Source organism: Heliobacterium chlorum (genome assembly GCF_014502795.1).
In the GTDB taxonomy this organism is placed as follows: Bacteria; Bacillota; Desulfitobacteriia; order Heliobacteriales; family Heliobacteriaceae; genus Heliobacterium; species Heliobacterium chlorum.
On record NZ_JACVHF010000018.1, the window covers coordinates 22849 to 34345 of the forward strand.

General features: G+C 51.2%; 11 protein-coding genes. All 11 read left to right on the plus strand.

Annotated elements, in window-relative coordinates; translation table 11 throughout:
- The first annotated feature begins 115 nt into the window (after window positions 1-115).
- The 11 genes from H1S01_RS14835 to H1S01_RS14885 all read left to right on the plus strand — a co-directional run bounded on the left by H1S01_RS14835 (window position 116) and on the right by H1S01_RS14885 (window position 11271).
- Window positions 116-1372, plus strand: coding sequence for a competence/damage-inducible protein A (locus H1S01_RS14835; protein WP_207732357.1), 1257 nt, complete (start codon window positions 116-118; stop codon window positions 1370-1372).
- Between the two features lie 28 nt (window positions 1373-1400).
- On the plus strand, window positions 1401-3014 hold the full coding sequence (locus tag H1S01_RS14840) for a DEAD/DEAH box helicase (RefSeq protein WP_188041203.1): 1614 nt from the start codon (window positions 1401-1403) through the stop codon (window positions 3012-3014).
- 32 nt (window positions 3015-3046) lie between these two features.
- The gene (locus H1S01_RS14845; protein ID WP_188041204.1) at window positions 3047-3805 is read left to right on the plus strand and encodes a DUF881 domain-containing protein; all 759 of its coding nucleotides are present in this window, start codon (window positions 3047-3049) and stop codon (window positions 3803-3805) included.
- Window positions 3802-4680: a DUF881 domain-containing protein gene (locus H1S01_RS14850; protein ID WP_188041205.1), complete on the plus strand. Its 879-nt coding sequence runs from the start codon at window positions 3802-3804 to the stop codon at window positions 4678-4680. The genes H1S01_RS14845 and H1S01_RS14850 overlap by 4 nt, the downstream gene beginning before the upstream one ends.
- A gap of 111 nt (window positions 4681-4791) precedes the next feature.
- The gene (gene recA, locus H1S01_RS14855; protein WP_188041206.1) at window positions 4792-5826 is read left to right on the plus strand and encodes a recombinase RecA; all 1035 of its coding nucleotides are present in this window, start codon (window positions 4792-4794) and stop codon (window positions 5824-5826) included.
- A gap of 8 nt (window positions 5827-5834) precedes the next feature.
- Window positions 5835-6368, plus strand: a complete 534-nt coding sequence (locus H1S01_RS14860) for a regulatory protein RecX (RefSeq protein WP_188041207.1) — start codon at window positions 5835-5837, stop codon at window positions 6366-6368.
- 338 nt (window positions 6369-6706) lie between these two features.
- Window positions 6707-8236, plus strand: coding sequence for a ribonuclease Y (gene rny / locus H1S01_RS14865; protein WP_188041208.1), 1530 nt, complete (start codon window positions 6707-6709; stop codon window positions 8234-8236).
- 152 nt (window positions 8237-8388) lie between these two features.
- A complete protein-coding gene (locus H1S01_RS14870; RefSeq protein ID WP_155477338.1) occupies window positions 8389-8910 on the plus strand; it encodes a hypothetical protein in 522 nt (173 codons plus the stop codon).
- Between the two features lie 107 nt (window positions 8911-9017).
- A complete protein-coding gene (locus H1S01_RS14875; RefSeq protein WP_188041209.1) occupies window positions 9018-9800 on the plus strand; it encodes a TIGR00282 family metallophosphoesterase in 783 nt (260 codons plus the stop codon).
- 160 nt (window positions 9801-9960) lie between these two features.
- Window positions 9961-10221 carry a stage V sporulation protein SpoVS gene (gene spoVS, locus H1S01_RS14880; protein WP_012283429.1) on the plus strand — a complete coding sequence of 87 codons (261 nt, stop codon included), beginning with the start codon at window positions 9961-9963 and terminating at the stop codon, window positions 10219-10221.
- A gap of 84 nt (window positions 10222-10305) precedes the next feature.
- The gene (locus tag H1S01_RS14885; RefSeq protein ID WP_188041210.1) at window positions 10306-11271 is read left to right on the plus strand and encodes a dipeptidase; all 966 of its coding nucleotides are present in this window, start codon (window positions 10306-10308) and stop codon (window positions 11269-11271) included.
- Window positions 11272-11497 lie beyond the last annotated feature (226 nt).

An 11497-nucleotide genomic window follows, 5' to 3' on the forward strand; every position in this document is an offset into this window, starting at 1 on the left:
AGATATAATTGGAAACGAAGCAGGTGACAAATACTACGAACACAAGGCTTCTCCAAGAGCTTAAACGTTCCTTTTTCATATGCTTCCGTTGAAAAAGAGTGAAGTGGGTGTTATGATGATAAGCGCCGAAATCGTGTCCACTGGAACCGAACTGCTGCTGGGTCATACGCTAAACACTAATGCCCAGTATATCGCCGAACGTCTGGCTGCACTGGGCGTTTATTGCTATTACCAGACAACTGTGGGTGACAACGCCGATCGTATCGGTCTAGTCATTGAAAACGCCTTGAATCGTGCCGACATCGTCATTACCACGGGCGGCTTAGGACCGACCATGGATGATTTGACGAAAGAAGTTGTGGCCGATCTTTTTGGATTGCCTATGGAAATGCATCCAGACCATTTGGCTAAAATCGAGGCGTTTTTTCAGCGCCGGGGTCGAAAGATGCCCGAAAACAACAAAAAGCAAGCCATGCTGCCGGCAGGTTCTCAAGCGATTCCCAATCATCTCGGAACAGCCCCAGGCGTCATTGTGGAACAGGGTGATAAGATCGTCATCCTCTTGCCTGGTCCTCCCTTCGAGATGAGACCGATGTTTGAAGAAACTGTGGTTCCCTATCTAGCGGCCAAGACGAAGATCAATCCGGGAGTGCTCCATTCCCGGACATTGAAGGTTGTTGGCCCAGGGGAATCGGTGATCGAAGACCGCCTGCGGGATTTGCTGACAGCTCAATCCAATCCCACTATTGCTTTGCTGGCCAAGACGGCAGAGGTCCATGTGCGTCTCACCGCCCGGGCAAGAACAGAGACAGAAGCGGCGGCACTGATGGGGGAACTGGAAGGGGAAATTCGTCAGCGCTTACATCCCTATGTTTACGGCGTTGACGAAGAAAGCCTCGCTTCGGTGGTTGGCACTTTGTTGAAGGAACGGAATCTCAATCTGGCCATCGCCGAATCCTGCACCGGGGGATACATTGCCCACCAGATAACCAATGTACCGGGGTCGTCAGACTATTTTCTCCTCGGCCTCGCTTCCTACGCCAACAGCGCGAAAGAGAATGTGCTGGCGGTAGATGAAGAGACGCTGCGCACTTATGGAGCCGTTAGCCCGGAAACGGCGCTAGCCATGGCGAGAGGTGTACGCAGGCTGGCTGGTTCCGATATCGCAGCGGCGGTAACGGGAATCGCCGGTCCTGGTGGAGGGACGGAGGAAAAACCGGTTGGCTTGGTTTATGCCGCCTTTGTAGCCGGCGACAAAGAGGAAGTTGAGAAACTGCAGCTGTTTGGAGATCGGGTGACGATTAAGGAGAAGACCACTTACGCGGTCCTCAATCGATTGCGGGTATACCTGGCAGAAGAGGTCCGGCCGTAAGAGATACAATTTTAAAAGGGGTGCCAATATGGTAGAAAACAACATACCTACAGAGCAAGAGCAAGAAAAAGTGAAATTTGGTGAAATCAGCCTGAGTCCCAAAGTCGCCCGTGCCATATCCGATATGGGCTTCGAGGAACCGTCGCCGATTCAGGCGAAGGCAATTCCCATCGTTATGGACGGAAAAGATCTGATCGGCCAAGCCCAGACCGGTACCGGTAAAACGGCCACCTTCGGGATTCCCATGGCTGAAATGCTAAATGCTCGCGATGGCCGCGTACAAGCATTAGTGCTTTGCCCGACGCGGGAACTGGCGATCCAGGTTGCCCAGGAAATCGGCAAGATCGGACGTTTTAGTGATTTAAAAGCGCTGCCTGTCTACGGCGGTCAATCGATCGATCGACAGATCCGGGCCCTTCGCTATGGCGTACAGGTCGTCATCGGTACGCCGGGACGGATTCTCGATCACTTGAGCCGGAAAACCTTGCGTTTGAACAATGTGCGCATGGTCGTCCTCGATGAAGCCGACGAAATGCTCGATATGGGCTTCATTGAAGACATCGAATCCATCATCAAGGAAATCCCGGAAGAACGGCAGACACTGCTCTTCTCAGCGACTATGCCCGGACCGATCCAGCAATTGGCCCGGAAATACATGAAGACACCGGAGTTTGTGACCATCTCCCGGGACAAATTAACGGTCCCTCTGATCGAACAAGTCTATTATGAGTGCAAAGAGTCCCAAAAGGTGGACGCCCTCTGCCGCATTCTCGATATGGAAGAGATTGGCGCATCGATCATCTTCTGTCGTACCAAACGAGGTGTCGACGAATTGGTAGCCGCTCTGGAAACACGAGGCTATTTCGCCGAAGGACTGCATGGCGACTTGACGCAAGCGCAGCGGGATCGAGTGATGAAAAAGTTCCGCGACGGCAAAGTGGAACTGCTGATCGCCACAGACGTAGCGGCTCGCGGTCTCGATGTGGAAAACGTCACCCATGTCATCAACTACGACATTCCCCAAGATCCCGAGTCTTACGTACACCGCATCGGTCGGACCGGCCGCGCTGGACGGAAAGGCATCGCCATCACCCTGATCAACTACCGGGAATATCGCCAACTGAAGCTCATCGAGCGGATCACCAAAGCCCGGATTCAGCGGCGTGATCTGCCCTCGTTGGCCGATATCGTGGAACGGCAAAAAGATGCTCATAAAAACCGAATCCTCAAGGTTCTCGAAGGCGGCCACTTTGGCGAATACAAGAGCATCATCAGCGAGCTAGCCGATGAGTTCGATCCCTTAGAAATCGCTGCTGCCACCTTGAAACTCCTGATCGAAGGACCTGAAGCAGAAAAAGAAAAAGAAGAAGTTTCTGAGTTCGGCAACACAGGCGCAGAGCCAGGAATGGTTCGTCTGTTTATCAACATCGGCCGGGCCCAGGGGATTCGTCCGCAAGATATCGTCCGTGCCGTTGCTGAAGAAGCAGGGATTCCTGGCAATGTCATCGGCGTCATCAACATCTATGACAAGTTTACCTTCGTGGAGGTACCGGAAGATGTAGCCGGTCGTGTCATGGGTGTCATGCACCAAAACATGATCAAAGGCCGGAAGATCAGCGTCGAGCCTGCGAAAGCCCGGTAAAAAACCGGACCTGGGGCAAAGGGGGGATAAGCTTGGAGTGGGAAAAGCGGAGTCAGGCGATCACCGTGGTTACTCTCGTTTGCTTTTTCATCGGATTATCGATCACCGTACAATGGCGAACACAAACCGAAATCAACCGCATGGCATCCGCCACTTCCGTCGACGAGCTTACTACGACCTTGATCCAGACAGAACGTTCGAAAGAAGCTTTGACGACACAGATTGAAGATTTGCGTTCTCAGTTGGACAAGTATCGAGAAGGGGAAAACTCGAAGCAGACCTTGCAGCAGACCTTGGAGAAAACACGGCTGGCCGCAGGTCTGACGGCCGTTGAAGGACCTGGTGTGATCATCACCTTAGACGACAGTCCCTTGGCTCAACAACTGGATACCATTCGGAAAAACGATCCGAATCAATACTATATCCATGACTCCTATCTCAGGGATTTGGTGAACGCCCTTTGGACAGGCGGAGCTGAGGCCGTCAGTATCAACAACCAGCGTTTAGTCAGCACATCGGAGATTTTTTGCGGTGGCACGACGATTTTCGTCAACCGTGAACTGGTTACACCGCCTTTCGTCATCCGGGCTGTGGGCGATCCGAAAACACTGATGGCCTCTGTCAACATGGTTACCACGTCGCTCGTTCTCAAAGGATATCGACAACAGTTCGGCATCGTCTTTGATCCCGTAGCCAGCGACAAAGTTCAGATTCCGAACTACAAGGGAGATACCAAGTTCCAGTATGCCCATGTCGTGACCGGTGATGAAGCTGTGGAGACAAAGCCATGAATATGAACATGAAAATGCGGATGAAGTGGAAAAAGTGGCAAGTCGCTGCTACAATCGTCGCCTTAACGCTGGGGATACTGTTGGTGACACAATTTAACACGGCTACCGTCATCGCCCAAGGACGTTCACAAGTTCAGGATCGAATCAAATCTCTGGAAAACATCCTGGAACGGTCGAATGAAGAACAGGAGAGCAAGGAAAAAGAGGTGGCCCTTCTCAAGGCGGAACTGGACAAATATGAAAAGGTCGCCAAAGGGGACGTGGGCTCCGGGCTCTCGGACGAGATCGATCGTTTGCGCATTATGACCGGATACTATCCTGTGGCGGGTCCAGGCATCCAAGTGACCTTAGACGATCACCTCGTTCCTAATGCACCTTTGGATATCCTGGACTTGATGGACATCGTCAATATCCTCCGTTATGCCGGTGCGGAGGCCATTGCCGTCAACGGTCAGCGCATCGTAGCCAATTCGGAGATCTATGTATCTGGAAGAAACACATTGATCAATAAAACCCCTGTCAGCAGTGATCGAGAACATATCTTCATCATTGACGCCATCGGCCCAGCCGATGAACTATCACGGGTTTTACAGGTGACCGACGGGAAGATCATCAGCCTGAGAGAAAGCAAGATCGATGTAAAGATTGTCAAGCAGAACAAAATTGTGATTCCTGCCTACACAGACACGCAGAAGTTTCGTTTCGCCAAGCCTTTACCTGACAAGCCGACAGAATCGAGGGCCCTCCGGAACAGCAATGGAGTCGGGGCTAAAGGGTCTGCTACCGGTACTACAACGGGTCCTGCTCCGGGTGAAAAAGCAGTTTCTACCCATGGTGTCAATGAGAGCCGTCCTGTCAGTGAAAGCAAGCCGTAATAAACAGTATGCACCGCATTTTGTTTATATTGACAAAGTGTGGAAATAAAAGTATATTCAAATCAACTCGACATATTCGGACAATGCTCGAAATGAAAAAGGGGGATCACAATGGCTGCTGACAAATTGCAAGCTTTGCAACAGGCGCTGAACCAGATTGAGAAAGCCTTTGGGAAAGGCTCCATCATGCGACTCGGTGAAGTGACGGCGAAGCTGTCGGTGGAAGTCATTCCGACAGGCTCTATCGCACTGGATATGGCTTTGGGTGTAGGCGGTGTTCCTCGTGGCCGGATTGTAGAAGTCTACGGCCCGGAATCTTCCGGTAAGACGACCGTCGCCTTACATATCATCGCCGAAGCCCAGCGTCTAGGCGGGTTAGCTGCTTTCATCGATGCGGAACATGCCTTGGATCCGGTCTACGCCCGCAAACTCGGCGTCGATATTGACAACCTGCTCGTATCACAGCCCGATACGGGCGAACAGGCCCTGGAAATCTGTGAGGCCCTAGTCCGCTCCGGTGCCATCGACATCGTCGTCATCGACTCCGTCGCCGCCTTAGTACCCAAAGCGGAAATCGACGGGGAAATGGGCGATGCCCATGTGGGTCTGCAAGCCCGGTTGATGTCTCAGGCCCTCCGGAAGTTGACTGGCGTCGTCTCGAAGTCAAAGACTTGCTGCGTCTTCATCAACCAGATCCGGGAAAAAGTAGGGGTCATGTTCGGCAACCCCGAAACGACTCCCGGTGGTCGAGCCCTGAAGTTTTACAGTTCTGTTCGCTTGGAAGTGCGCCGCGTTGATACCTTGAAGCAAGGTTCCGACATGATCGGCTCCCGCACGCGGGTGAAAGTCGTCAAGAACAAAGTGGCTCCTCCCTTCAAACAGGCCGACTTCGATATCATGTACGGGGAAGGCATCTCCCGCGAGGGCAGCTTAGTCGATCTGGCTGTTGACATGAACATCGTCGAAAAGAGCGGTGCCTGGTACTCTTACAAAGGAGAACGGCTCGGTCAAGGCCGGGAAAACGTCAAAGAGTTCCTGCGCAATCGACCGGAGCTTGCCGCTGATATTGAGAACATCATCCGTAACCGAGCGGAAAGTGCTCGCGCAGCGGCTATGGCACCGCCCGCTGCCGGAGACAGCGAATAATCATACCTATGAGCTGGTCAAGAAACAAACGACCCCCGACAGTACCGCCAAAGCCAGAGGAGGCCTGGTCTAAGGCCATCCTCTGGCTTTCTCGATCTTCCTTAAGCCGATTTGACGTCGAAAAACGCCTCTATCGTATCGGTGCCGACGAGGAGACCGTCGAAGCGGTCATTCAAAAGCTCTTCGAATACGGCTACCTCAATGACGAGCGTTTCGCCCGCGGCTTTGTCCGCTACCGCACAGAGACGACGACGAATGGCTCTTTACGGTTGATGCGGGATCTTTCCCTGCGGGGAATCGAACAGGATGAAGCCCGACAAGTGGTCAAAGAGCTGCTACCGGAAGATAGGGAAGTGGAACGGGCTCGTCGGATTGCCTACAAAAAGATTCGAGAATGGACAAAAGCCGGCAAAACGGAAGCCATGGGAAGCCGCCTCGGTCGTCACTTGCAGCAAAAAGGATTTCCTTTAGATTGCATCTATCGATTGCTTGATGAGTTGGCAAGAGACAGATCGCTTGATCCTCCTGATTCGGAGAATTAGCGACAACTTGACAGGAAATCTGAAAAATAATAAAATATGCAAGGGACGGAAACTTGTTTACGTGGAGCGTTCACGCCACTTGTATAGGCGGTTCTTATATATATCATTCAACAGCGAACCCCCACCAGCTAGGCTTTTGACAGATTTTTGACCCTTGTTGGGTGCTGTGATTGGCATATAGGGAAATAGGCGTCAGCGACTAGGGCTGGCTGTCGATCATCTGCCACAAGCACATGTGGAATGAATCTCCCGAAACCGAGTTTCTGCTCGGTTTTTTCTATTTTTGTCAGTAAATTATTTGTTTTTGACGTAATAAAGTGAGGAGGTGAAATAATTCTTTGGAATGGATCATTGCTATATTACTAGCCGTAGTTGGCTTTGGAGCCGGCGTTTTTTACCGCAAGTCGATTGCGGAAGGGAAAATCGGTTCTGCTGAAGAACGAGCTCGTCACATTGTAGACGATGCCGTGAAAGAGGCAGAAGCGAAGCGCCGTGAATCCGTCTTAGCCGCCAAGGATGAAGTACACCAGATGCGTACTGAAGCCGAGCGGGAAAACCGTGAACGGCGTAATGAACTTCAACGTCTGGAACGCCGCTTGTTACAAAAGGAAGAGTCCTTGGACAGAAAAATGGAGTCCATGGAGCGCAAAGAAGAAAATCTTCAGCGCCGAGAGGATGAAATTGAAAAACTGAGATCCGGATTGGCCGAAACCCTGCACAAGCAGGTGGCTGAACTGGAACGTTTGTCTGGTTTGACCTCGGAAGAGGCCCGGACACTGTTGCTGTCCAACATTGAGGACGAAGTGAAACATGAAGCGGCGATGATGATCAAAAACATTGAGAATCAGGCCAAAGAAGAAGCGGAGAAACGGGCTCGTGAGGTAATCTCGCTGGCTATCCAGCGTTGCGCTGCCGACCATGTCGCTGAATCCACCGTATCGGTGGTCGCCCTGCCCAATGATGAGATGAAAGGGCGGATTATCGGTCGGGAAGGACGCAACATCCGCACACTTGAAACCCTGACGGGGATTGACCTGATCATCGATGATACACCAGAAGCGGTAATTCTTTCGGGCTTTGACCCCATCCGTCGTGAAGTGGCTCGGATTGCCCTGGAGAAACTGATTCTCGATGGCCGTATTCATCCAGCCCGGATCGAGGAAATGGTCGAGAAAGCCCAAAAAGAGGTAGAACAGCGGATCCGTGAGGAAGGTGAACAAGCTACCTTCGAAACGGGTATCCACGGTCTCCATCCCGAATTAATCAAGCTGTTAGGTCGATTGCGCTGGCGCACTTCCTACGGTCAAAACGTGCTGAAACACTCGATTGAAGTGGCCCACTTAGCCGGTCTGATGGCGGCAGAACTGGGCGCCGATCCTATGCTGGCACGCCGTGCAGGTTTGCTGCATGACATCGGCAAAGCCGTTGACCATGAGATGGAAGGTAACCACGTCAGCATCGGTGTCGACTTGTGCAAAAAATACCGTGAGTCTCGAGAAGTGATTCACTGCATCGCTGCTCACCACGGCGATGAAGAAGCGCGCACTGTAGAGGCCGTATTGGTCGCAGCAGCTGACGCTGTATCGGCCGCACGTCCGGGAGCCCGGAGAGAGACTCTGGAGTCCTACATCAAACGCTTGCAAAAGCTTGAAGAGATCGCTGACTCCTTTGAAGGCGTTGAGAAAGCTTTTGCGATTCAGGCTGGCCGTGAGATTCGGATTATGGTCAAACCGGACAAGGTAGACGATGCTGAATCGCTCCGCGTTGCCCGGGAAATTGTCAAACGAATTGAATCTGAACTGGAATATCCCGGTCAAATCAAAGTCGTAGTCATCCGCGAAACGAGAGCTGTTGACTACGCTAAGTAAACCGTTAACCAAGAGAAGGCCGACCTCAACCAGGGTCGGCCTTCCTGTTTTTCCGTTACTTTTCAACATCCAACGGGAATGGTTGGGGGAGGATTTTGACCGTCTTTGTAGAAACTGTTCACATCCGAAGGTGCGAGGAAGGTGGCCCTAGATTGAGCTTGAAGTTTAAGCAGGGAGCGGAAGTGAACGGCAGCATGGGTCTGCTGATCTCCATCCTGGTCCGTTATCCAGAAGTCGGTACCGTGAACTATGACCCCGACCGTCGGGTTATTAAATTTACTTTTCTCTTACAGCAGGAAAGCGGAAAAACCAAACTGCCCCAAATAGCTCAGTCGATTCAATCGGCTCTGGAGGTTTTTCACGATCTGGAGGGACTCCATCCCCAGACCGTATCGGTAGAGTCTCACTATGACGAGGGCTTGTGCAGTTTGGAAGTCTTCCGGGACGTAGAGACGCTGAGCCTGAGCGAAATCACCTTACTTATTGATCTTTTAAATCAACAGGCTGGTCAGGTGATTTTGTCGGAGGAGTACGTAGAAGGACTGCAGGAAGACGAAAAACTGTGGCAAGAAGAATTGATTTCCCATATGCTCGACAGTTTACGAAGCGGAAGCTATGATCAACAGGTCTATGCCTTTCGGGAAGAAGGCCGAGTCATGGTTTATAACAAGTGATCGTCCCGTTGATAAGGATATGAATTTCTAGGGGAAACTGTGGTTGACATCAGCCACAGTTTGCTTCATATTTGGGAGAGTAAGAATTTGACTGGAGGACGGAATCATTGCGGATCTTATTTATCGGGGACATCGTTGGCCGGCCTGGTCGTAGAGCGATTGAGTTAATCCTTCCGAAGTTGATCAAAGAACAGTCGATTGACTTCGTCATCGCCAACGGGGAGAACGCGGCAGGCGGAAACGGAATTACCCGGGAGATCACGTACGAATTGTTTGATCGTGGTGTCCATGTGCTGACCATGGGCAATCACGTTTGGGATAAACGAGAGATCTTTGACTTTATCGACAGCGAACCTCGGTTGATTCGACCAGCCAATTATCCCATGGGAACACCGGGAAGAGGCTGGGGGCTCTTTACTCTGCCGAATGGAAAAAAGCTGGCCGTCGCCAATTTTTGCGGCCGTGTTTTTCTCGATAATTTAGACTGTCCTTTTAATGGCGTCGGTCCCATGCTAGAATCGCTCCGTGGGCAAGCCGATTATGTCTTTGTCGATTTTCACGCCGAGGCCACATCGGAAAAGGTCGCTTTTGGCTGGCATCTGGCCGGGCGGGCAGCAGCCATGGTGGGAACTCATACGCACGTGCAGACGGCCGATGAGCGGGTCCTGCCTGGCGGTACAGCCTATATCAGTGATGCAGGAATGACAGGGCCGAGAGATTCCGTGCTCGGTGTAAAAAAAGAAGCCATTTTGCGTAAGTTTATCACCGGCTTACCGGTACGTTTTGAAACAGCCGCTGGACCCCTTCAGTTAAACGGGGTAATCATCAGTTTAGGCGACAATGGAACGGCTACCGCTATCGAACGGGTGAATGTGATCGTCGATCCATAACCCGTTCTTCCCTTTTTCGGGAGCTAAGAATGTTATAACTAAGAATTTGAGAAGAATTGGATATTTTTTATTATCTGAAAAAAAGGAATTTTTGATTTACTGTAGAATTAAGCAATGGTGGAAATAGAAGAAAATTATAACATTCAAGGAGGCCGTTTACATGGAAGTTCTCAAAGTATCAGCTAAATCCAGCCCAAACCGAGTGGCAGGCGCTTTAGCAGGAGTATTACGAGAAAGGGGTGGCGCCGAAATCCAAGCCATCGGAGCGGGTGCATTGAACCAGGCAGTGAAAGCAGTGGCTATAGCTCGCGGCTTTGAAGCTCCTCGTGGCGTAGACCTGATTTGCATCCCCGCCTTCACTGATATCCAAATCGATGGTGAAGAGCGTACTGCCATTAAATTGATTGTGGAACCTCGGTAATCATCAGTTTTCATAGAATTGACATACTGTAGATACCTGCTCATATTGAATGAGCAGGTATTATTTTTTTGGAGATGATTAGGTATGTATCCAGTCGTGGACGCCCACTGTGACACCCTTAGTCGTCTAGGGAAGGATCAATTCGATTACTCTTCAGGTCCTGGCCCGATTACGAAGGAGACCTTGGTAAGAGGTTTTGTCAAGGTACAGTTCTTCGCCGCATATATTGATGAAGCTCATAAACCCTATGGAAGCCTGCGGCAAGCACTCGAATTGATTCATCATTTCCATTGCCTGACCGAAGAACATTCCAAAGGCTTGACGAAGATCTTATGGAAAGAAGATCTGAATACAACAGAGGAGCGGATTGGCGCACTCTTGACGATCGAAGGTGCAGAAGCTTTGGAAGGCTCGCTCGATGTACTGCACGTTCTATTTCGCCTCGGCGTGCGCTCGATCGGACTAACCTGGAATCAACGGAATCTTTTAGCCGACGGCAGTTGGGAAGAGGGCAGCAAAAGCGGGCTGACGCGGTTTGGTCGACAAGTGGTAGAAGCAATGCAACAGATGGGTATGCTCGTTGATCTAGCCCATATCTCACCGACTGGTTTTTGGGATGTCCTCGAAGTGTCTACGAAGCCTGTTATCGTATCTCACAGCAACTGCCGACGCATACGGGAACACCCGCGCAATCTGGATGACCGGCAGATCCGGGCGCTCGCTGAGCAGGGCGGCGTCATGGGGATTAATTTTTGCCCGGACTTTCTTGCGGCAGGGATGGCGAACCTGGAACGAGTTGTCGAACATATCGACCATGCCTGCCAAGTAGCGGGAACCTATGACCATGTGGGGATCGGCAGCGATTTTGACGGTATCGAAAAGACTCCTCGCGGCTTAGAAACAGCGGCCGCCTACCCACGTTTATGGGATGCACTAAGTCAAAAGGGATATCAAAAAGAACAGATCAAGGCGATTGCCGGAGATAATTTTTTACGGCTGCTCACTCTTCAATTGCCGTCTCGTCCTGATTGTCCAGTCTCTGTTCCGTAAAAATTGTGGTGCGGTCCATGAATGGTAACTCCTTAGGATGGGACAATAGTAAAAAAGAGGGAATGGACTACCGGAAGGGGGAGTTTTTCTGGACAGCGAGAATCATTGTGCTGGCTGCAAGTATGCGGAAAGTTATGGTGATTGCCTTCCTTGCAAAGAATGTGTCGATGGCAGTGAATTCGACGAAGTCTCTAACGCGAGAGATTGGTAGCATCGTACGTAATAA

Excerpts from the sequence above, each read along its gene's own strand:
- H1S01_RS14835 (WP_207732357.1), top strand. The coding sequence starts at position 116 with ATGATAAGCGCCGAAATCGTGTCCACTGGAACCGAACTGCTGCTGGGT.
- H1S01_RS14840 (WP_188041203.1), top strand. The coding sequence starts at position 1,401 with ATGGTAGAAAACAACATACCTACAGAGCAAGAGCAAGAAAAAGTGAAA.
- H1S01_RS14850 (WP_188041205.1), top strand. The coding sequence starts at position 3,802 with ATGAATATGAACATGAAAATGCGGATGAAGTGGAAAAAGTGGCAAGTC.
- recA (WP_188041206.1), top strand. The coding sequence starts at position 4,792 with ATGGCTGCTGACAAATTGCAAGCTTTGCAACAGGCGCTGAACCAGATT.
- H1S01_RS14860 (WP_188041207.1), top strand. The coding sequence starts at position 5,835 with ATGAGCTGGTCAAGAAACAAACGACCCCCGACAGTACCGCCAAAGCCA.
- spoVS (WP_012283429.1), top strand. The coding sequence starts at position 9,961 with ATGGAAGTTCTCAAAGTATCAGCTAAATCCAGCCCAAACCGAGTGGCA.
- H1S01_RS14885 (WP_188041210.1), top strand. The coding sequence starts at position 10,306 with ATGTATCCAGTCGTGGACGCCCACTGTGACACCCTTAGTCGTCTAGGG.